The sequence below is a fragment of the Ancylobacter rudongensis genome (genome assembly GCF_900100155.1).
In the GTDB taxonomy this organism is placed as follows: Bacteria; Pseudomonadota; Alphaproteobacteria; order Rhizobiales; family Xanthobacteraceae; genus Ancylobacter; species Ancylobacter rudongensis.
In genome coordinates this window covers 388,862-408,862 of sequence record NZ_FMTP01000001.1, presented here as the reverse complement: position 1 = coordinate 408,862, position 20,001 = coordinate 388,862, and the positions used below count along the sequence as shown (strand labels likewise).

The window sequence follows — 20,001 nt, the reverse complement described above, 5'->3', positions numbered from 1 at the left end:
GAACGGGTCGCTCCAGCGTGTCCCGGCCCAGCGCAGCCGAAGGCGGAGCGCCGCGCCGGGACCCAGGGGAAACGAGGCGCCGCAGGCGCCCCGCCCTCACGGCGCCAGCACCACCTGCCGGCAGGCCTCGGGCAGGTCCTTCATCAGCATGGGCGGCTTGGGCTTGGGCGGGGTGGTGGGCGGCTTCGGGTTGAGGTTGCCCTCCGAGAACCACCAGTCGAGCTCCGCGCCGCAGCCCTCCCCCGGCACGACAGGGTCCTGCGGCCGGCAGTCCGGTGCGTCTTCCGGGCAGGAGAGCCGCACATGCATGTGGTAGTCGTGCCCCCAATAGGGCCGCACCTTCTGCAGCCAGGAACGGTCGCCCTTGGCGTCGCGGCACAGCGCTTTCTTGATCGCGGCATTGACCAGCACCCGCTCGACCTCCGGGTCCTGCGCCGCCGCCTTGATCACCGCGACATGCGAGGGGGTCCACACCGCCGTGTCGACATCGCGCCGGTCCTTGCGCACCACCATGGTGGCGGAAATCTTCTCGCGATCCTCGCGGGAGAGTTCGCGCCGCGGCATCGGGGTCAGCCAGATATCGGCATCGAGGCCGATCTGGTGCGAGGCATGGCCGGTGAGCATCGGCCCGCCGCGGGGCTGGGAGAGATCCCCCACCAATATGCCCGGCCATTGCGAGACCGACGGCACGGCGGCGGAGAAGCGTTCGAGGAAGGCGATGAGGTTGGGATGGCCCCAATTGCGGTTGCGCGACAGCCGCATCGCCTGCCAGGTCTGCCCGTTCACCGGCAGCGCCTGCGCCCCGGCCAGACACCCCTTGGAATAGAAGCCGATGGCGCGGGCGGCCAGCGGCGCGGGTTCCTTCTGCGCGCCGAACACCTGCTTGGCCGGCAGTGTGTCGAGCCGGCCGGCCGGCGCCGTCTGCGCCGCCGCCGGCCCGGCCAGCAGCAGGGTGAGGAGCGCGAGGCCGACCCGGCCCGGCGTCCGGCGCATCAGCTCGTCGCCTGCGACAGGATGACGAAATCCTTGTCCGAGCGCGTGTCCGGCTTCGCGGAAAGCTCGGTGACGAACAGGGTCGAGCCCGGCACCAGCAGCTTGGCGAGCTGCTGGTTGGCGCTGGGCGCCACGGTGACGCGATCGATCGCGCCGGCCGCCTTGCCGGCCGCCGCGCCATAGCCCTCGAAGGACAGCGCGGTCCACGACACCTCGCCGCCGACGCTCTTCAGCACATAGACCACATTGCCGATCGGCGTCTGCGGGTCGCGGATCGTCACCGGGGCGGTGAAGGCCACCGCGCCGTCCTTGAGCACGGTGAGCGCCCTGTCGGCCTGGCTGACGATCATCGTCACCGCATCGAGCGCCGGGTCGGGCGCGGCTTCCTTGTCGGGGGTGCCGTTGGCGTTCTTCGGGTCGTCCTTGGCGATCGCGGCAGTGGCGTCCGCCGGCAGGACGAGGCCGGGATGCAGCACGTCCACCGGCTGGGAATGGGCGTCGGCGATGATGACAGGCGTGCCGTAATGTGTGATCGCGAACAGCAGCTTGGAGAATTCCAGCGGCAGGTGCACGCAGCCATGCGAGGACGGATAGCCCGGCAGCCCGCCCGCATGCAGCGCCACCCCAGACCAGGTGAGCAGCTCCGTATAGGGCATGGAGGCGTCGTTATAGAGAGAGGAATGGTGGTCGACATCCTTCTCCAGGATGACGAACACCCCGGTCGGGGTCTCGTGCCCGGCCTTGCCGGTGGAGACGGTCGACACGCCGATCCGCACGCCGTTGCGGTAGACATAGCAGCGCTGGTCCGGCAGCGAGACGATGATGGCGACGAAGCCTTCCGGGGCACGCTCGGGATACCAGGCATACTGGCCGGGCTTCAGCGCATCGACCTCGACCGGGGCCTGCGCCTGCGCCTGCGCCCGCACCGGCAGCAGCCCGCCGGCCGCCAGCACGAGGGCAGAACCGCCCACCCGCAGAAGGGTGCGCCGATCGGCGCGGAACCCGCTGGCCTGGTCCGACATGTGCTGATTCTCCCTCTCGACTGTCGCCGCGACGATACCGGCCACGCCCCGCCCGCGCATCTGTCGAATTCTGCCCGCTTCCGACCCCGCTGCGGCCGCAGGCCCGATGGCGGGGGGAACCGCTGCCGGCTCAGCACGTTCACCCTGCGAGACTGTCAACAACGGGAGGCCAACATGCAGACGACGCAGCAGAATGTCGACGCGCGCGAAACCCGCACGCTGATCGGCAGCGACAAGGTGGAAGGCACCGCCGTCTACCGTCCCAATGGCGAGCGTATCGGCGGTATCGAGCGGGTGATGATCGACAAGCTGACCGGCCAGACCGCCTATGCGGTGATGAGCTTCGGCGGCTTCCTTGGCTTCGGCGAGGATTATTACCCGCTGCCGTGGTCGCTGCTCAAATATGACGAGACGCTCGACGGCTATGTCGTCGATCTCACCGAGGAGCAGCTGAGCGGCGCCCCGCGCCACGCCAATTCCGACGACCGTTCCTGGTCGGACCGCGACTGGGACCGCAAGGTCGACGATTATTACCACGTCCCGCCCTACGTCATCTGAACAAGGCGCGGTTTCAGCGGCGAGGATACGGAACGGCCGGGCCAATGCCCGGCCGTTTTCATAGATGGCGCCCGTTCAGCTGCCCGTTTCCTTTGTGGTGTCGGTAATCTCGGCGCCGGGCGCGTTCTTCTTGATCGATTCGATGGCGGCGAGTGCCGAGGCCTTCGCCTTGTAGCCTTCGGAAGCGAACATCGTCTCGCCATTCGACGCGCGGAAGCGGAACCGGAACTCGCCCGCCTTGTCCTTGTGGATTTCAAACGTGTAGGCCATGGCTGCCTCCCTTAGGTTACTTAAACCTATATATTGAAAGATTGGTCAGCTTGCATTCAACCTTAGGTGCAATTAGCCTCGGCGCACAACAGGTTAACATCAGCGGTACCAAAATGGCGAAGAAATCTGATAGCGCGCCCCCCTCCCCACCTGTCGTGACAAATGAAGATAGTGAAGGTTTGTTCGAACAGAAAAAAAACGAATTTAAAGAACATTATGCGAAAAATCTCCCCCTTTACTCGGCAGCCGAAAAGTCATTTAGGAATCTAATTCAGCAACTAACCGACATAAGCGAAGTACAGCATCCAAAAGTTATTTCAAGGCTAAAGGAGCGAGATGAGTGCATAAAAAAATTCTCATTAAAATATAGAAACGAGGCAGAAAATACTGAGTCATACAAAATATCAGACTACATTACAGATATTATAGGCGTTCGCATTGTATGCCTATATGAAACGGATATGCCAAAGATTGAAAACATAATTAAAGAAAATTTTGATATTATATCAATAACTGATAAGACAAAATTACTTGTTGGCGACATAAGAACGTTTGGCTATAAAGGCGTTCATTTTGATATAAAATTACGAAAAGATAGATATGTTTTTCCAGAATATAAACGTCTTGAGGGCGTTCAGGTTGAAGTCCAGCTGCGATCGATCGTCCAAGACGCCTGGAGCGAGATAGAGCATAAGCTAAGATACAAGAAGCAATCACCCCCCCTCCTTCAAAGGCGAGTGGTTCGCTTAGCTGCACTTTTTGAACTGGCCGACCAAGAATTCTCTACCATTCGGGATGAAACAGAAAGACTCGAGGCTCAAGCTCAGGCAGAATCAAAAAAAGAGGAGCCCGCCAAAGGATCCGCACTGGATTCCTTCTCGTTTCTGGCAATGATGAGTAAATTTCATCCAAATTATAGATTTGACGCCCAAGCGATCGACGGATTTGTTGATGAAATAAAACAAATGGATCAGAATTTTACTTTAGATGAACTGTCTGACGCCACAGCAAAATACAGGAAAAATGTGTGGGATTACAAGCAGCACAGAAGATCAATAGATGTAAATATAAATCCTTTTACGGAATTTAGACATATTTTATACGCTCACGACAAGAAGAGATTTGAAAATATGCTATATCCAAATCAAAGAAGAGCCTTTTTAGACTGGCTAGCTGAACAAGATTTGGCGATTTAGTCGTCGACCTTCAGCGCGGCGATGAAGGCTTCCTGCGGGATTTCCACGCGGCCGAACTGGCGCATCTTCTTCTTGCCCTCCTTCTGCTTGTCCAGAAGCTTGCGCTTGCGGGAGATGTCGCCGCCATAGCACTTGGCGGTGACGTCCTTGCGCAGGGCCTTGATGGTCTCGCGGGCAATGATCTTGGCGCCGATCGAGGCCTGGATCGGGATCTGGAACAGATGCTGCGGGATCAGATCCTTCAGCTTCTCGCACATCGCCCGGCCGCGATATTCGGCGCGGGTGCGGTGCACCAGCATGGAGAGCGCGTCCACCGGCTCGGCATTGACCAGGATCGACATCTTCACCAGGTCGCCGACGCGGTAGTCGGTGATCTGGTAGTCGAAGGAGGCGTAGCCCTTCGAGATCGACTTGAGGCGGTCGTAGAAGTCGAAAACCACCTCGTTCAGCGGCAGGTCATAGGTGAGCATGGCGCGCGCGCCGACATAGGTCAGCTCGATCTGGCTGCCGCGCCGGTCCTGGCACAGCTTGATCACCGAGCCGAGATAGTCGTCGGGGGTGAGGATGGTGGCGCGGATCCACGGCTCGCGGATTTCCTTGATCTTGATCACATCCGGCATGTCGGCCGGGTTGTGCATGTCGATCACGCTGCCATCGTTCATCTCGATTTCGTAGATGACCGAGGGGGCGGTGGCGATGAGGTCGAGATTGAACTCGCGCTCCAGCCGCTCCTGGATGATTTCCAGATGCAGCAGGCCGAGGAACCCGCAGCGGAAGCCGAAGCCGAGCGCGGCGCTGGTCTCCATCTCGAAGGAGAAGCTGGCATCGTTGAGGCGCAGCTTGCCCATGGCGGCGCGCAGATCCTCGAAATCGGCGGCATCGACCGGGAACAGGCCGCAGAACACCACCGGCTGCGCCGGTTTGAAGCCCGGCAGCGCCTCGGCGGTGGGCCGCTTCTCGTCGGTGATGGTGTCGCCGACGCGGGTATCCGCCACTTCCTTGATCGAGCCGGTGAGGAAGCCGATCTCGCCGGTGCCCAGTTCCGCCATCACGGTGAGCTTGGGGGTGAACACGCCGACCCGGTCCACCTCATAGACGGCGCCGGTCTGCATCATCTTGATGCGCATGCCCTTCTTCATCACGCCGTCGACGATGCGCACCAGCACGACGACGCCGAGATAGACGTCGTACCAGCTATCGACCAGCAGCGCCTTCAGCGGCGCCTCGCGGTCGCCCTTGGGCGGCGGCAGGCGGGTGACGATGGCTTCCAGCACATCGGGGATGCCGATGCCGGTCTTGGCCGAGATGAGGATGGCCTGCGAGGCATCGAGGCCGATCACGTCCTCGATCTGCGCCTTCACCTTTTCCGGCTCGGCGGCCGGCAGGTCGACCTTGTTGAGGACCGGCACGATCTCGTGATTATTGTCGATGGCCTGATAGACATTGGCCAGCGTCTGCGCCTCCACGCCCTGTGAGGCGTCGACCACCAGCAGCGAGCCCTCGACGGCGGCGAGCGAGCGGTTCACCTCATAGGCGAAGTCGACATGGCCGGGCGTGTCGATGAGGTTGAGGACGTAGTCCTTGCCGTCCTTGGCCTTGTAGGACAGGCGCACGGTCTGCGCCTTGATGGTGATGCCGCGCTCGCGCTCGATATCCATGCTGTCGAGCACCTGCTCGGACATCTCGCGCTCCGACAGCCCGCCGGTGATCTGGATCAGGCGGTCGGCAAGGGTCGACTTCCCATGGTCGATATGGGCGACGATGGAGAAGTTGCGGATGTTGGCAATCGGCTCGGTGCTCATGCCGGGCGGGATAGCATTGGCGCCGTTACGCCACAAGGCGGCGCCTTGCATGCGGGCGACCCTTCGACCACATTCGCGCGGCCTGTCGCCAAGGAGCCCCCATGCCTGAACTCAAGGTCGCCATTGTTCCCGTCACCCCGTTCCAGCAGAACTGCTCCATCGTCTGGGACGAGACCACCAAGCGGGGGGCGGTGATCGACCCGGGCGGCGACCTGCCGCGCATCCTCGCGGCGCTGGAAGAGCTGGAGGTGACGGCGGAGAAGATCGTGCTCACCCACGGCCATATCGACCACGCCGCCGGCGCGGCGGAACTGGCGGAAACGCTGAAGATTCCGGTGGAAGGCCCGCATCTGGGCGACAAGTTCCTGCTCGACAATTTGCCCGCCGATGGCGTGCGCACCGGCATCCCCGGCCGCGCCGTCACCCCCGGCCGCTGGCTGGACGAGGGCGATGCGGTCGATATTGGCGGCGTTTCCTTCGAGGTGCTGCATGTGCCCGGTCACACGCCCGGCCATGTCGTGCTGGTCAGCCGGGAGAACAAGCTCGCCATTGTCGGCGACACGCTGTTCCAGCGCTCGGTGGGGCGCACCGATTTCCCCTATGGCGACGGGCCGCTGCTCATCAAGGGCATCAAGGAGAAGATTCTTCCCCTCGGCGACGCCTTCACCGTGCTGCCCGGCCATGGCAACGCCACCAATATCGCGCTGGAGAAGCGCACCAACCCGTTTTTGCGCTGAGTGTTCCTGCCCGCGTCATTCCGGCTGGAGCGCGCCGAGGACGCGTCCGGGAGCGCGCCGAGGGCGCGTCCGGGATGACGCGCGCGCCACGAAACTGTGACTCGCCCTGACGCTAGGGAGCGCCGATGATGCCGGGGACGCCAGCCTGGAGCTTCGCATGCCGTGCCCCCTGCCGCGTATCGCCCCTCTCTGCTCCGCCCTTCTCCTCGGCCTCGCGGCGCTGTTCGGCGCCACGCCGGCGCTCGCCCAGGCCGAGCGCTGCCCGAAGCTGGTGGCGGACAGCCCGTTCCTGAAGCATCTGGCGCCGCGCGCGCTTCCCGCCGCCTATGTCGGCCCGCGCGAGGTGGGGCTGACCTATATCGGCCACTCGACCTTCCTGATCCAGACCGCCGGCGGCGTCACCGCGGCCACCGACTATAACGACTATGTCCGCCCCTCCGTGGTGCCGCGCGTCGCCACCATGAACCGGGCGCATTCGACGCATTACTCGCTGAACCCCGATCCCGGCATCGAGCATGTGCTGAAGGGCTGGCGCGAGGACCGCGACCCGCTGCATTACGATCTCGACATCGACGATCTCTGGGTCGGCAATCTGCAGACCAATATTCGCGACTGGCAGGGTCAGTCGATCCTCAACGGCAATTCGATCTTCGTCTTCCGCGCCGCCGATCTGTGCATCGCCCATCTCGGCCATCTGCACCACACGCTCACCCAGGAGGATATCGGCGCGCTCGGCCGGCTCGACGTGGTGCTGGCGCCGGTCGATGGCAGCTACACGCTCGACATTGACGGCATGATCGAGGTGCTCAAAGCGCTGGAGGCGCCGGTCATCATCCCGATGCACTATTTCAACGAGGGCACGCTGAGCAATTTCCTCACCCGCTTCGCCGGCCAGAATTACGCGATCGAGCGGCGCGAGAGCCCCGAGCTGGTGCTCTCGCGCCAGACGCTGCCGCGCACGCCGACGGTGATCGTGCTGCCACCGGGCGGTTGAAAGGCAAGCCTCATTCCGGCCGAACGCAGCGCAGAGCCGGGATCGCGCGCAACACAGGATGCGGCAAGCGATCCCGGATCGGCCGTTCCGGCCGTCCGGGATGACGTTAACCGCCCGCCGCCGGCGCATAGGCCGACGGGTCGACCAGGCCCGGCCGGCCGGGCAGGTCCAGCACCGAGACGCGCGGCGCGCCCTCGGCGATCACCCGGCCGCGCCGCACCACGAACAGGCGGGCGGCCTTCAGCCGGATCGCCTCGATCGGGTCGGCCGCCTGCAGCAGCACGAAATCGGCGTTGCAGCCGGGCGCTACTCCGTAGCCTTCCAGCCCCATCAGCTTGGCCGAATTGGCGGTGATCGCCTCGAAGCACCAGCCCATCGCCTCGCGCGAGGTCATCTGGCCGACATGCAGCGCCATATGCGCCACCTCAAGCATGTCGCCCGAGCCGAGCGAGTACCAGGGGTCCATCACGCAGTCATGGCCGAAGGCGACATTGACGCCGGCCGCCCGCAATTCCGGCACCCGCGTCATGCCACGGCGCTTGGGGTAGGTGTCGTGCCGGCCCTGAAGGGTGATGTTGATCAGCGGATTGGCGATGGCGTGGACGCCGGCTTCGGCGATCAGCGGGATCAGCTTGGAGACGTAGTAATTGTCCATGGAATGCATGGAGGTGAGGTGCGAGCCCGTCACCCTGCCCTGCAGGCCGAAGCGCTGGGTCTCATAGGCCAGCGTCTCGATATGGCGCGAGAGCGGGTCGTCGCTCTCGTCGCAGTGGATGTCGACGCGCAGGCCGCGCGCGGCAGCGATCTCGCACAGCGCCTTCAGCGAGGCGGCGCCGTCCGCCATGGTGCGCTCGAAATGCGGAATGCCGCCGACGACGTCGACACCCATGTCGAGCGCGCGCACCAGGTTCGCCGCCGCACCGGGCGAGCGGTAATAGCCGTCCTGCGGGAAGGCGACGAGCTGGAGGTCGATATAGTCCTTCACCTTTTCGCGCACATCCAGCAGCGCTTCCACCGCCAGCAGCCGGTCGTCGCAAATGTCGACATGGCTGCGGATGGCGAGCAGGCCCTGGCTGACCGCGAGGTCGCAATAGCGCAGCGCCCGCTCGATCACCGCCTCATGGGTCAGGATCGGCTTCAGCTCGCCCCACAGCGCGATGCCCTCCAGCAGCGTGCCGCTCTCGTTGAGGCGCGGCAGGCCGAGCGAGAGCGTCGCGTCCATGTGGAAATGCGGGTCGATGAAGGGCGGCGCCACCAGCTTGCCATCCGCCTCGATGACGCGCCCGGCCTCCGCCTCGATGCCCGGCTCGACCGCCAGGATGCGGCCCCTCTCGCAGGCGATGTCCATGCCCGCCCGCCCGTCGGCCAGGCGCGCATTCTTCACGAGTAGATCGATGCTCATGGGGATTCCAGACTACCTTTGGCCCTTGAAATACGGCTTCATCAGAGCGCGGGGATAATCCGCGCGGCGGGCGACCAGCACGAGCGCGGCAATCGAGAAGATATAGGGCAGCATCAGGAAGATCTGGCTCGGCACCACGCCGCCGGCAATGGTCTGGATGCGCAGCTGGTAGGCGTCGAGCGCGCCGAACAGCAGCGCCCCGAGCAGCGCCTTGCCCGGCCGCCAGGAGGCGAAGACGGTGAGCGCGATGCACACCCAGCCGCGCCCGTTGATCATGCCGAAATAGAAGGCGTTGAACGCCGAGAGCGTCAGGAACGCCCCGCCCAGCGCCATCAGCGCCGAGCCGGCCATCACAGCGCCGATGCGCAGCGCCACCACGGAAAGCCCCTGCGCCTCCACCGCCTCCGGATTGTCGCCCACCGCCCGCAAGGCGAGGCCGAGCGGCGTGCGGGCGAGTACGAAGGCGAGCACGCCGACGCAGGCGAAGGCCAGCACGGTGAAGCCGGTCTGCTGGGCGAGGATCGGCCCGATGAAGGGCAGATCGCCGATCAGCGGCACGTCGAGCGGGGCGAAGGCCTCGATGCGCGGCGGCGTCGCCACATTGGGGAAGGCGACGCGGTAGCCGAAATAGGCCATCGACGTTGCCAGCAGCGTCACCCCGATGCCGGTGACGTGCTGGGAGAGGCCGAGCGGCACGGTGAGCACGCCGTGCAGCAACCCGAACGCCGCCCCCACTCCGGCCGCGACCGCCACCCCGCCCCAGAGCGGCAGGCCGAGATAGACCGCCAGCCAGCCGGACATGGCCCCGGCAACGAAGATGCCCTCAATGCCGAGATTGAGCACGCCGGCCCGCTCGCACAGCAGCGCGCCGAGCACGCCGAAGATCAGCGGCGTGGCGATGCGGATGGTGGCGGCCCAGAAATTGGCCTGGGTGAGAATATCCAGCGCCTCCCACATCAGGCGGTCCCCCGGCGCACGAAGACGATGCGGAATCGCGTCAGCAGCCCGCCCACCAGCACGCTGAGCAGGGCGAAGGCGACGACGAGATCGGCGAGGTAGTTGGAGACGCCGATCGCCCGGCTCATCGAATCCGCGCCGACGAACACGCCGGCGACGAACAGCGCCGCCGGGATGACGCCGAGCGGCGAGAGATTGGCCAAGGTCGCCACCACGATGCCGGCATAGCCGAAGCCGGGCGACAGGTCGGCGGTGAGGTAGCCTTTCAGCCCCGCCACCTCGCTCGCCCCGGCGAGCCCGGCAAGGCCGCCGGAGATGAGGCCGACCAGCGCCATCGCCTTGCCCACCGGCAGGCCGGCATAGCGGGCGGCGCGGGCATTCTCGCCGACCGCGCGGATGCGGAAGCCCCAGACGGTGCGGGTGATGAAGACGTGCAGCAGCACGGCGGCAAGGACGGCCAGGACGAGGCCCCAATGCAGCCGCCAGCCCGTCACCAGCTTGGGCAGCGTCGCCTCATCCAGCATCGGCGCCGATTGCGGCCAGCCGAGCGCCATCTCGTCCTTCATCGGCCCTTCCAGCATCATCTGCACGAAGAGCAGGACGATGAAATTGAGCAGCAGCGTCACCACCACCTCGTCGGCGCCGAAGCGGGTCTTGAACAGCACCGGCACCAGCAGCAGCACCGCCCCGGCGAGCGCGGCGCCGATCAGCACCAGCGGCACCAGCACATAGGGCGGCGCCTCGATCAGCCCGGCGCCCAGCGCCACGGTGGCGAGCGCGCCGGCATAGAGCTGGCCCTCGGCGCCGATGTTCCAGAGCTTGGCGCGGAAGGCGACGGCGGCGGCCAGCCCGGTGAAGATCAGCGGCGTCGCCCGCGTCAGCGTCTCCGCCAGCGCGAAGCCACTGCCCGCCGCCCCCTGCGCCATCAGCGCGAAGGCGGTGAAGACGGGCGCGCCGGTGAGCGCGAGCGGAATGGCGGTGAGCGCCAGCGCCGCCAGCCCGGCACCGATGGAGACGGCGACGCTCAGCCAGACCGGGGTGCGGGCGCGGGGCACGAAGCGGATCATGCGCAGGCTCCGGACTGCGATTCCAGCTGCCTTAGCGACGACAGCCCCGGGGCAAGCCCGGGCATAAAAGCTGTTGTTCTGAGACGACAGGCCCCGCGCGGCGGCGCCCCCTCACCCGGCCCTTTGGGCCGACCTCGCCCCGACGGGGAGAGGTGAGGCGGGGTGCGCCCGAACAAAACCCCGTCTTCTCCCTCTCCCCGTCGGGGAGAGGGTTGGGGTGAGGGGCGCTCCGCACCGCCCATCCTTCGAGGCCCGACTTTGCCGGGCCCCTCAGGATGACGGCGCGCGGGGAGAGAAACGTCATCCTGAGGCGCGAGCGCAGCGAGCCTCGAAGGATGTGGGTTGTCAGCACGCTTCATCACGCCGCCTCCCCCGCGCCATGGCCAGCCATCATCAGCCCGACCGTGCGCACATCCAGCCCCTCGGCCTCCATCGCCGCCGACAAATGGCCGGCATGGACCACGGCGATGCGGTCGGAGAGCGCGAACAATTCGTCGAGGTCCTCGGAGATCAGCAGCACCGCCGCCCCGCGCCCGCGCGCGGCGATCAGCCGGCGATGCACGTCGGTGGTGGCGCCGATGTCGAGGCCGCGCGTCGGCTGGTGCGCCAGCACGAGCTTCGGCGCGCGCTCCAGCACCCGCGCCAGCACCACCTTCTGCATATTGCCGCCCGACAGCGCCCGGATCGCCGCGTCCGGGCCGGGGCAGCGCACATCATAGGCCGCGATCGCCTCCGCCGCCCGGGCGCGGATGGCGGCGCGGCGGATCAGCCCGGCGCGCTGGTTCTCCGGCGCGGCGATGGTTTCCAGCACGAAATTCTCCGCCACGCTGAGCGCGCCAATGGTGCCGTCGCGGTGGCGGTCTTCCGGAATGCGGCCGACCTGGGCGGCGACGCGCCCGGCCGGATCGGCGGCGGCGAGCCGCCTGCCGTCGATCGTCGCCTCCCCGGCCCGGGGCGCGGCGAGCCCCGCGACCAGCGCCGCGAGCGCCCCCTGCCCGTTGCCGGAAACGCCGGCAATGCCGACGATCTCGCCGCCGCGCACATCAAGATCGGCGCCTTCCAGCCGGTCGCGCTGCGAGGGCGCGCCGACGCTCACCCCGCGTAGGCTCAGCACCGCCGCCCCGGGGGTGGAGCGCGGGCGTTCGCGGGCGGGAATGGCGCGGCCGACCATCAGTTCGGCAAGGGTCGCGCGGTCGGCGCCGGCGGTCGGCCGGTCGGCAACCTTGGCGCCGCCGCGCAGCACCACGACCCGCCCGCACAGCGCCAGCACCTCGTGCAGTTTGTGACTGATGAAAATCACCGCCAGCCCCTTCCCCGCCAGCGCCCGCACCGTGGCGGCGAGGCTGTCCGCCTCCTGCGGGGTGAGCACAGCGGTCGGCTCGTCGAGGATCAGCACCCGCACGTCGCGATAGAGCGCTTTGAGGATTTCGATGCGCTGCTGCTCGCCCACCGAGAGCCGCGCCACCGGCACGTCGAGGTCGACCGCGAGACCGCTCTCCTCCATCAGCCGGACGATCTTGTCGCGCGCCCCGCGCCCCCTCGGGCGCAGGCTCCACAGCGATTGCGTGCCGAGCACGATGTTCTCGAAGCCGGTGAGGTTTTCCGCCAGGGCGAAATGCTGGTGCACCATGCCGATGCCGGCCGCCAGCGCCGCCTGCGCCGAGCCGCCCGGCAGCGGGCTGAGCTGCCCGTCGGCGCCGGCGATGAAGACGCTGCCCTCATCGGCGATGTAATGGCCGAACAGGATGCTCATCAGCGTGGTCTTGCCCGCGCCATTCTCGCCCAGCAGCGCCACGATCTCGCCGGCCCGCACGTCGAGGTCGATATGGTCGTTCGCCGTCAGCGCCCCGAAGCGCTTGGTGATGCCCTTGAGCGAGAGGACGAGCGGGCGGGGATCAGGGTGCATGGAGCGTCCATGTGAGGAAAGCGGCCCTGCTGACGGGCCCTCATGCCCGGGCTTGACCCGGGCACCCAGTGGGGATGCCCACCCGGTCCCCTGGATCCCCGGGTCAAGCCCGGGGATGAGGGAGGAAGAGGGCAGCCAGGCGACCCAGGATCGGCCCTTTGGCCATCCCGGACGCCAGCGGCGGCACGAAGGACATCACAGCGTCGATTTGGGCTCGCCATCATTGACGTTGACGCGGAAGAGACCGTCCTTGATCTCCTTTTCCTTCACCAGCACCATCTCGATAACCTCGGGCGGCACCAGCTTGGGGTCGAGCGGGGCAAGGCTGGCGCCGCCTTCGGCCATGTAGCTGTAGGGGCCGTAATCAGCCGCGACGAAGGTGCCGTCCATCACTTCCTTGATCGCCTTGTCGATGGTCGGCTCCATCTGCCACAGCGCTGAGGCGATGATCGTGCCGGGATACTGGGCTGATGTGTCGATGACGTTGCCGATCGCCTTGACGCCGCGCTCCTTGGCGGCGTCGGAGACGCCGAAGCGCTCGGCGTAGAGCACGTCCGCGCCCTTGTCGATCTGGGCGAAGGCGGCCTCCTTGGCCTTGGGCGGGTCGTACCAGGAGTTGATGAAGGTGACGATGAACTTGACGTTCGGGTTCACCGAGACCGCGCCTTCCATGAAGGCCTGCATCAGCCGGTTCACTTCCGGAATGGCGTAGCCGCCGACGAGGCCGATGACGTTCGACTTGGTCGCCTTGCCCGCCACCATGCCGGTGAGGAAAGACGGCTCATGGATGAAATTGTCGAACACCGAGAAGTTCGGCTTGGTCGGGCCGAAGGACGAGCCCATGAGATAGGCGGTCTTCGGGTAATCGGCGGCGACCTTGCGGGCCGGGCGCTCGACCGCGAACACTTCGCCCACCACCAGGTCCGCCCCCTCTTCCGAGTACTGGCGCATCACCCGCTCATAATCGGTGTTGGCGACGTTCTCGGAGAATTTGTAGGTGATGTCGCCGCGCGCCTCGGCGGCCTTCAGCGCCTTGTGGATGCGCGAGACCCATTGCTGCTCCACCGGCACGGTATAGATGGCGGCCACCTTGATCGGCTTGGCCTTGCCGGCGGCGAAGGCCTCGCGGCCGGCCACGGTGAGGGCGAGAGCGCCCGCGCCGAGGGCCAGCAACTGCCGCCGATCGAGCACGCCTGATGAAAAAAGCGGCAGGCTCCCAGACGACTTGCGCAGCATTTCCTGTTCTCCCCGAAAAAGCACTGGCGGCCCACCCAAGCGCAGCGCCGCGATTGCCCCCGCTTATGCGAGTGTCATGCCATTTTCGAACTGACTGGTCCGAAAAGTCACGGCGTCATTCTACCCTGTCCCCAGTCCTGTTCCCAAGCATGGGCGAGATAGCGGCGGATGAGGGGCGACATGCCCTCGGCAAGGTCCTGCGGGCCGCGCACCACCCGCACCTCGTCGAATTCCGGCCGGTGCTCGCCCGCGCCGAAGCGGCGGATGCGGGCGGCGAGCGCCTCCGCCTCCTCGCCCGCGCGCACCTCGCGCAGCAGCGCCACCCGGCGCGCATCGTGCAGCGCCGTCCAGCCGGGCGCGAGGGTGATGTCGTCGTCGGTGAGGCCGGTCTCCTCGGCCAGTTCGCGCCGCACGCTGCCTTCGAGATCGACGCTGCCGTCCGGGGCGATGTCGGACAGGTCGGGCGTGCCGGCGGCGAAATAGATGCGGCCGGCATTGGCGGTCCATTGCGCCATGCGGATCATCACGAAGCCGCCATCGGCGCCGCGCAGCGCTCCCATGGCGAAGGAGGCGCGCAGAAACGGGTGCGCGCGCTCGCCCGCCAGCAGCCACAGCAGCGCGGCATAGTCGGCCTCGCCATACTGCGCGACCAGCCGGCGCTCCTCGAAGCGATGCGCGCCGAGAAGCAGCACGCGGCCGTTCCACAAATCCGGATTCGCCGCCTGCCGGGCGGCGAAATAGGCGTCGATCGCCCCACGCTCCTCGGCTGAGAGCGCCAGCGGGGCGGGTGCCAGCCGCGCCTCGATCTGGTCGAGCACCACCAGCGTCAGCCCGTCGCCCGGCACCATGCTCACCGGCCCGCCGCGCGCCCGGCCAGCGGATCAGACATACAGCACGCCTTCGGAAACGATGACCGCGCCGCCGCCAATGGTGACGGCGGTGAGCGCGCCACCCTCCACCTGCAGGCCGAGACGCACCAGGCTGGGCCGCCCCATCTCGACGCCCTGCAGGATGTCATAGGCGTGGAAGCCCTCGCCCGGCTGCTCGCCGGCCAGCAGTACCGCGGCCAGCGAGGCGGCGGCCGAGCCGGTCGCCGGGTCCTCGTCGATGCCCATATTGGCGGCGAACATGCGGGCGCGGAAATCGCCCTCGCCATCCTCGTCGCGGCAGAACACATAGACGGAATCGGCGCCGCCGCCGAAGGTGGAGATCAGCCGCGCCGCGCTGGGGCTGATGCGGGCCAGCGCCGAGCGCGAGGCCAGCGGCACGCAGACAAAGGGCACGCCGGCCGAGGCGATCACCGGCCCGTAGCCGTCGAAGCCGATATCGGCGGTGTCGAGGCCGAGCGCCTGGGCGCAGGCTTCCCGGCTCATCGGCGCGTCGTCGAGGATTTCCGGAATGCGGGGCACGGTGAAGGTGGCGCTGCCGGAACGCTCCCCCTTGATCGAGACATGGCAGGCAACCGGCCCGACATTTTCCTCCAGCACGAAATCGTCGGTTGTGGTCACCCCCTCGCGCAGCGCCAGCAGCACCGCCGCGCCCACCGTCGGGTGGCCGGCAAAGGGCAGTTCGTGGCTGGTGGTGAAGATGCGCAGCCGGGCGCGGTTTTCCTCTTCCTGCGGCGGCAGTACGAACACCGTCTCGGAGAGATTGAACTCGCGGGTTATCGCCTGCATGTGGTTGCCGTCGAGCCCCTCCGTATCGAGCACGACGGCCAGCGGGTTGCCGGAGAGCGTCCGGTCGGTGAAGACGTCGAGCACAACGAAGCGGCGGGCCATGGGGTCAGATCTTCTCCGGCGTGAACAGGCGGGACGGGGTGACGAATTCATCCTGCGCGGCGACGGTGAGGATCTCGCGCGATCCCGCCGCCGCCGTCCGGGCCAGCAGGCCATAGGCGGAGGACGCCGCCTTGGAGAGCGCCTCGGCGGTGGAATGGGTGGCTTTCCAGTGCACGAAGAACAGCGCCGCGATGGCATCGCCCGCCCCGTTCACCGAAATGTCGAGCTTGGGCGTGCGCAGCCGGAACCGCCCGTCCGGCCCGGAGGCCATCAGATCGATCGAATCGTCCGGCGTGTCCTCGGTGTGCAGGCTGGTGACCATGATGACGCGCGGCCCGGTGGCGTGCACCGCGTCGCAGGCCGCCGCCGCCCCGGCCAGCGTCGAGGAGGAGCGCCCGGAGAGATAGTCCAGCTCGAACTGGTTGGGGGTGATGAGATCGGCGGCCGGCACGGCGCGCTCGCGCATGAATTCGGGAATGCCCGGCCGCACGAACACGCCGCGCCCGACATCGCCGATCACCGGGTCGCAGCAATAATGCGCCTCGGCATTGGCGGCCTTCACCCGGCCGACCGTGTCGAGAATGGCGTCGCCGATCTCGGCCGCGCCCATATAGCCCGACAGCACGCCATCGCAGCGCGGCAGGACATTGCGGTCCTCCAGCCCCCCGACCAGCTCGCGGATCAGCTCGGCGCCGAACACCTCGCCGCGCCAGGCGCCATAGCCGGTGTGGTTGGAGAACTGCACCGTGTGCAGGCCCCACACCTCATGGCCCAAGCGCTGCATGGGGAACATCGCGGAGGCGTTCCCCACATGCCCATAGGCCACCCAGGACTGGATCGACAGAATATTCATGCGTATGCGCCCCGACGTTTGCAGACGATCCGCGCTTAGCGCCCCGAACGCAAGCGCTCAAACGAAATTCCGCGCGGCGGCCATAAGCGAAATCGATACGTGCCGGCCGCGCCGCCCCCTTGTCCCGCAACCTTGCTCATGCGAGAGGCTTTAGGCCATGACAGAGATGCTTTCCGCCGCTGCCCTCGCCCAGGCCGTCCATGCCGGACGCCTCTCCCCGGTCGATGTCGCCGAACGCTGCGCCGAGGCGATCCGCGCCCATGAGGACGAGGTGCGGGCCTTTGCCAGCCTCGATCTGCCGGGGCTGCTCGCGGACGCGGCCCGGCCCGGCCTTGCCGCCACGCCGCTCGCCGGCCTGCCGGTCGGGGTGAAGGACATTCTCGACACGGTGGACTTCCCCACCGAGCGCGGCTCGAAGCTTTTTGCCGGCTATCGCCCGACCACCGACGCGGCCATCGTGCGAATGGCGGCGCGCGCCGGCGGGATCATCGCCGGCAAGCTGGTGACGACCGAATTCGCCTTCATGCAGCCAAGCGTCACCCGCAACCCGCGCCGCCTCACCCATACGCCGGGCGGCTCCTCCGCCGGCTCGGCGGCGGCGGTGGCGGCCGGCATGCTGCCGGTCACGCTCGGCACCCAGACCGGCGGCTCGATCATCCGCCCCGCCGCCTTCTGCGGCGTCACCGGCTACAAGCCCTCGTTCAAGCTGCTCCCCGTGCTGGGGCTGAAGCCGTTTTCCTGGTCGCTCGACACGATCGGCCTGTTCGGCGCCCATGTGGCGGACGTCGCCTTCGCCGCCGGGGCGCTGACCGGGCGCGACTTTGCGCTCACCGACGACATGCCCGCCCCGCGCATCGCGGTGGTGAAGACGGCGCGGGCGCACCTCGCCGCCACGGACGCCCAGGCCGCGCTCGATGCCGCCGCCCGCGCCGCCGAAAAGGCCGGGGCGAGCGTCACGACGCTCGATCTGCCGGAGGCCGTCGAGGCGGCCGACGAGGCGCATGGCGTGGTGCAGGGCTATGAGGCGAGCCTCGCCTTCGCCGATGAATGGGACCGCCACCGCGCCGCCCTGTCGACGACGCTGGCGACCTATCTGGAAGGCGCCGCCGCCCTCACCCCGGAACGGTACGACGCCGCGCGGCGCACCGCCCGGCGCGGCCGTCACGCGCTCGCCGATCTCTACACCGACTATGACGCGCTGCTCACCTTCTCGGTGGCGGGCGAGGCACCGGAAGGCCATTCCAGCACCGGCTCGCCCGCGTTCAACCGCCTGTGGACGCTGACCGGCAGCCCCTGCCTGAACATCACCGGCCTCACCGGCGCAACGGGACTGCCCCTGGGCGTGCAGCTCGTCGGCCGCTTCGGCCGCGACCGCGAACTGATGCAGATCGGGCGGTTCCTGGAGCGGGCGATCTGCGCCGCGTGACGCGCCCGCCGCGCAGGAAGCCTCTGGCCGCTGACGAATAGTTGACGCCGCTCATGTCGCGGAAAACGCTTTGTTAAGCACGCAGGAAGAGGGTTTCTTAAGTACGCCGGGCTAGGTTGGCCTCCTCACATTTTCCCTCGGGGGCGTACTCATGCGTATCAAGTCTCTTCTTCTCGGCACCGTCGCGGCTGCGGCCCTGGCGGTTCCTGCCTTCGCGGCCGACATGGCCTATCCAGTCAAGGCGGCGCCGATCGCCTATGTGCCGGTCTTCTCCTGGACCGGCGTCTATATCGGCGGCAATGTCGGCTATGCCTGGGGCGATGGCTCGGCGCCGTGGAACAACTACCTCGCCTATTACTACAGCGGCTATGATTCCGCGGCGGCTTCCGGCGGTTCCGACCCGACCGGCTGGTTCGGCGGCGCGCAGATCGGCTATAACTACCAGCTGGAGAACAACGTCGTTCTCGGCGCGGAAGCCGACTTCAACTTCGGCGCCATGGAAGACCGCCTGAACTACACGGCCGTCGATCTCGGCGACCCGACGTTCCAGGATCTCGGCACGATCGACACCAAGATCGAGTCCTTCGGCACCGTGCGCGCCCGCATCGGCTACTCGATGGACCGCTTCCTCCCATATGTCACCGGCGGTCTGGCCTGGGGCAATGTGAAGGTCAGCGAGAGCTGGACGTCCTACACCGACGGCACCCTCGACGGGTTCGGCGGCGCCTCGCGCAGCGAGACGCTGTGGGGCTGGACGCTGGGCGGCGGTCTCGAATACGCCGTGACCGACAATTGGAGCGTCAAGGCCGAATATCTCTATGTCGACCTCGGCGACATCAACTGGGACGGCGCCGCCAACACCAAGATCGACATGTCGATGCAGACCCTCAAGGCCGGCGTGAACTACAAGTTCTGATCGCCACGCCTCTGAATGCCGCGGAAGGCCCCGGACGGAAACGTCTGGGGCTTTTTCGCGTGAACGCGGCGTTGCCTCACTCCACCCCGAGCAGCGAGGCGGCCGCGCTCCAGACGGCGTTCTTCACCCCCACGGCGGGCGGCGACGCGATGATGGTGGGCGGATCGGGGTTCTTGACGCCATTGGCCACCAGCTTGGCGAAGTCCACCTCGCCATCGGTGTAGTAGCGATCGCCGCCGCCATTGCGCCCGAACAGGGTGGGGCCGAGGCCCGTCACCTGATACACCGCCCGCACCATGCCGGCGGTCTTGAGATCGTCGATCAGCAGGTCGCGCACCGCATCGACATTGGGACCGATGTGATGGGTGACGGCGCCGGTATAGTGGCTGAGACCGACGCCCCGGTCATAGGTGGCCGAGCCGAGCCAGACCGGCCCGCCATCCTTGCCGCTGTCCAGCACCTTCCAGAAGCGGACATGGTCGCGCTTGTCGGCGCTGCGGCCGATCTCCTTCTCGAAGGCGAGGTCTTCCACCCGCCCGTCATAATAGAGCGGGCTCACCGGCGCCTGCGGGTCGGGCCGGCGCAGCAGCACCGAGCCGATGATGGCGAGGCTCGACTTCAGCGTGACCGGATTGGCCGGCACCCAACCGGCGGCGTTCATCGCCTGCAGGATGTCCTGCTCGGTGCCGACCAGCCCGACATTGATCGGGTCGCCGGGAATGCCCTGCTTGGTCTGCGTCACCATCGGCATGCGCTTGATGCCGGGCTGGTGCTCGTGATGCGTCCACAGCCGCGGCAGCATCACATAAGCGAGCGCCACCCAGATGGCGAAGGCGACCAGCGCCCACAGCAGCACCCGGCGGGTGTCGTCGTCCATCGCGCTCATCA

19 protein-coding genes are annotated in these 20,001 nt (G+C 66.9%); 6 read left to right on the top strand and 13 right to left on the bottom strand.

Translation table 11 applies throughout. The features are described from left to right. Positions 1-96: 96 nt before the first annotated feature. Complete coding sequence (mepA, locus tag BLO63_RS01890) at positions 97-993, bottom strand: penicillin-insensitive murein endopeptidase (protein WP_091436270.1); 897 nt, start codon at positions 991-993, stop codon at positions 97-99. Beyond that, positions 993-2,015, bottom strand: coding sequence for a L,D-transpeptidase (locus BLO63_RS01885; RefSeq protein ID WP_091436267.1), 1,023 nt, complete (start codon positions 2,013-2,015; stop codon positions 993-995). Before BLO63_RS01885 ends, mepA begins: the two co-directional genes overlap by 1 nt. Positions 2,016-2,189: 174 nt before the next feature. Here BLO63_RS01885 and BLO63_RS01880 point away from each other — a divergent pair, with 174 nt between their 5' ends. Beyond that, positions 2,190-2,573 carry a PRC-barrel domain-containing protein gene (locus BLO63_RS01880; protein WP_091436264.1) on the top strand — a complete coding sequence of 128 codons (384 nt, stop codon included), beginning with the start codon at positions 2,190-2,192 and terminating at the stop codon, positions 2,571-2,573. Between the two features lie 75 nt (positions 2,574-2,648). Here the strand turns inward: BLO63_RS01880 and BLO63_RS01875 are convergent, their stop codons facing one another. Then, a complete protein-coding gene (locus tag BLO63_RS01875) occupies positions 2,649-2,843 on the bottom strand; it encodes a YegP family protein (protein WP_091436262.1) in 195 nt (64 codons plus the stop codon). 50 nt (positions 2,844-2,893) lie between these two features. On the opposite strand from BLO63_RS01875, the gene BLO63_RS01870 reads away from it, so the two are divergent. Next, entirely contained in the window at positions 2,894-4,039 is a 1,146-nt protein-coding gene (locus BLO63_RS01870; protein WP_143007044.1) for a GTP pyrophosphokinase, read from the top strand. Here the strand turns inward: BLO63_RS01870 and lepA are convergent. Further along, the gene (gene lepA, locus BLO63_RS01865; RefSeq protein ID WP_205409256.1) at positions 4,036-5,841 is read right to left on the bottom strand and encodes a translation elongation factor 4; all 1,806 of its coding nucleotides are present in this window, start codon (positions 5,839-5,841) and stop codon (positions 4,036-4,038) included. The two genes, BLO63_RS01870 and lepA, sit on opposite strands and share 4 nt — an antisense overlap. A gap of 101 nt (positions 5,842-5,942) precedes the next feature. On the opposite strand from lepA, the gene BLO63_RS01860 reads away from it, so the two are divergent. Both BLO63_RS01860 and BLO63_RS01855 read left to right on the top strand, forming a co-directional pair. Further along, complete coding sequence (locus BLO63_RS01860; RefSeq protein ID WP_091436254.1) at positions 5,943-6,578, top strand: MBL fold metallo-hydrolase; 636 nt, start codon at positions 5,943-5,945, stop codon at positions 6,576-6,578. A 157-nt stretch (positions 6,579-6,735) separates the two neighbouring features. Further along, the gene (locus BLO63_RS01855; protein WP_091436252.1) at positions 6,736-7,572 is read left to right on the top strand and encodes an MBL fold metallo-hydrolase; all 837 of its coding nucleotides are present in this window, start codon (positions 6,736-6,738) and stop codon (positions 7,570-7,572) included. Positions 7,573-7,678: 106 nt separating this feature from the next. Here BLO63_RS01855 and BLO63_RS01850 read toward each other — a convergent pair whose 3' ends face one another. The 8 genes from BLO63_RS01850 to pdxY all read right to left on the bottom strand — a co-directional run bounded on the left by BLO63_RS01850 (position 7,679) and on the right by pdxY (position 16,771). Next, the gene (locus tag BLO63_RS01850; RefSeq protein WP_091436250.1) at positions 7,679-8,974 is read right to left on the bottom strand and encodes an amidohydrolase family protein; all 1,296 of its coding nucleotides are present in this window, start codon (positions 8,972-8,974) and stop codon (positions 7,679-7,681) included. A 12-nt stretch (positions 8,975-8,986) separates the two neighbouring features. Then, the gene (locus tag BLO63_RS01845) at positions 8,987-9,931 is read right to left on the bottom strand and encodes an ABC transporter permease (RefSeq protein ID WP_091436248.1); all 945 of its coding nucleotides are present in this window, start codon (positions 9,929-9,931) and stop codon (positions 8,987-8,989) included. Next, positions 9,931-10,998, bottom strand: coding sequence for an ABC transporter permease (locus tag BLO63_RS01840; RefSeq protein WP_091436246.1), 1,068 nt, complete (start codon positions 10,996-10,998; stop codon positions 9,931-9,933). Before BLO63_RS01840 ends, BLO63_RS01845 begins: the two co-directional genes overlap by 1 nt. A gap of 358 nt (positions 10,999-11,356) precedes the next feature. Beyond that, a complete protein-coding gene (locus BLO63_RS01835) occupies positions 11,357-12,904 on the bottom strand; it encodes an ABC transporter ATP-binding protein (protein WP_091436245.1) in 1,548 nt (515 codons plus the stop codon). A gap of 195 nt (positions 12,905-13,099) precedes the next feature. Then, entirely contained in the window at positions 13,100-14,140 is a 1,041-nt protein-coding gene (locus BLO63_RS01830) for a BMP family protein (protein ID WP_091436243.1), read from the bottom strand. Positions 14,141-14,247: 107 nt separating this feature from the next. Continuing rightward, positions 14,248-14,988, bottom strand: coding sequence for an NUDIX hydrolase (locus BLO63_RS01825; RefSeq protein ID WP_091436241.1), 741 nt, complete (start codon positions 14,986-14,988; stop codon positions 14,248-14,250). A gap of 33 nt (positions 14,989-15,021) precedes the next feature. Beyond that, on the bottom strand, positions 15,022-15,918 hold the full coding sequence (locus BLO63_RS01820) for a PhzF family phenazine biosynthesis protein (RefSeq protein WP_091436240.1): 897 nt from the start codon (positions 15,916-15,918) through the stop codon (positions 15,022-15,024). Between the two features lie 4 nt (positions 15,919-15,922). Continuing rightward, positions 15,923-16,771: a pyridoxal kinase PdxY gene (gene pdxY, locus BLO63_RS01815; protein WP_091436238.1), complete on the bottom strand. Its 849-nt coding sequence runs from the start codon at positions 16,769-16,771 to the stop codon at positions 15,923-15,925. A gap of 157 nt (positions 16,772-16,928) precedes the next feature. On the opposite strand from pdxY, the gene BLO63_RS01810 reads away from it, so the two are divergent. Together BLO63_RS01810 and BLO63_RS01805 are read left to right on the top strand one after the other, a co-directional pair. Continuing rightward, complete coding sequence (locus BLO63_RS01810) at positions 16,929-18,197, top strand: amidase (protein WP_091436236.1); 1,269 nt, start codon at positions 16,929-16,931, stop codon at positions 18,195-18,197. Positions 18,198-18,348: 151 nt separating this feature from the next. Further along, positions 18,349-19,113: an outer membrane protein gene (locus tag BLO63_RS01805; RefSeq protein ID WP_091436234.1), complete on the top strand. Its 765-nt coding sequence runs from the start codon at positions 18,349-18,351 to the stop codon at positions 19,111-19,113. A gap of 76 nt (positions 19,114-19,189) precedes the next feature. On the opposite strand, the gene BLO63_RS01800 is transcribed toward BLO63_RS01805, so the two are convergent. Further along, entirely contained in the window at positions 19,190-19,999 is an 810-nt protein-coding gene (locus BLO63_RS01800; RefSeq protein WP_091437237.1) for an LssY C-terminal domain-containing protein, read from the bottom strand. Between the last annotated feature and the right edge of the window lie 2 nt (positions 20,000-20,001).

Coding starts and splice junctions, on each gene's coding strand:
- BLO63_RS01850 (WP_091436250.1), bottom strand. CDS start 8,974: ATGAGCATCGATCTACTCGTGAAGAATGCGCGCCTGGCCGACGGGCGG.
- BLO63_RS01810 (WP_091436236.1), top strand. CDS start 16,929: ATGACAGAGATGCTTTCCGCCGCTGCCCTCGCCCAGGCCGTCCATGCC.
- BLO63_RS01830 (WP_091436243.1), bottom strand. CDS start 14,140: ATGCTGCGCAAGTCGTCTGGGAGCCTGCCGCTTTTTTCATCAGGCGTG.
- mepA (WP_091436270.1), bottom strand. CDS start 993: ATGCGCCGGACGCCGGGCCGGGTCGGCCTCGCGCTCCTCACCCTGCTG.
- BLO63_RS01860 (WP_091436254.1), top strand. CDS start 5,943: ATGCCTGAACTCAAGGTCGCCATTGTTCCCGTCACCCCGTTCCAGCAG.
- BLO63_RS01820 (WP_091436240.1), bottom strand. CDS start 15,918: ATGGCCCGCCGCTTCGTTGTGCTCGACGTCTTCACCGACCGGACGCTC.
- BLO63_RS01880 (WP_091436264.1), top strand. CDS start 2,190: ATGCAGACGACGCAGCAGAATGTCGACGCGCGCGAAACCCGCACGCTG.
- BLO63_RS01845 (WP_091436248.1), bottom strand. CDS start 9,931: ATGTGGGAGGCGCTGGATATTCTCACCCAGGCCAATTTCTGGGCCGCC.
- BLO63_RS01805 (WP_091436234.1), top strand. CDS start 18,349: ATGCGTATCAAGTCTCTTCTTCTCGGCACCGTCGCGGCTGCGGCCCTG.
- BLO63_RS01800 (WP_091437237.1), bottom strand. CDS start 19,999: ATGAGCGCGATGGACGACGACACCCGCCGGGTGCTGCTGTGGGCGCTG.
- BLO63_RS01825 (WP_091436241.1), bottom strand. CDS start 14,988: ATGGTGCCGGGCGACGGGCTGACGCTGGTGGTGCTCGACCAGATCGAG.
- BLO63_RS01855 (WP_091436252.1), top strand. CDS start 6,736: ATGCCGTGCCCCCTGCCGCGTATCGCCCCTCTCTGCTCCGCCCTTCTC.
- BLO63_RS01840 (WP_091436246.1), bottom strand. CDS start 10,998: ATGATCCGCTTCGTGCCCCGCGCCCGCACCCCGGTCTGGCTGAGCGTC.
- BLO63_RS01875 (WP_091436262.1), bottom strand. CDS start 2,843: ATGGCCTACACGTTTGAAATCCACAAGGACAAGGCGGGCGAGTTCCGG.
- pdxY (WP_091436238.1), bottom strand. CDS start 16,771: ATGAATATTCTGTCGATCCAGTCCTGGGTGGCCTATGGGCATGTGGGG.
- BLO63_RS01835 (WP_091436245.1), bottom strand. CDS start 12,904: ATGCACCCTGATCCCCGCCCGCTCGTCCTCTCGCTCAAGGGCATCACC.
- lepA (WP_205409256.1), bottom strand. CDS start 5,841: ATGAGCACCGAGCCGATTGCCAACATCCGCAACTTCTCCATCGTCGCC.
- BLO63_RS01885 (WP_091436267.1), bottom strand. CDS start 2,015: ATGTCGGACCAGGCCAGCGGGTTCCGCGCCGATCGGCGCACCCTTCTG.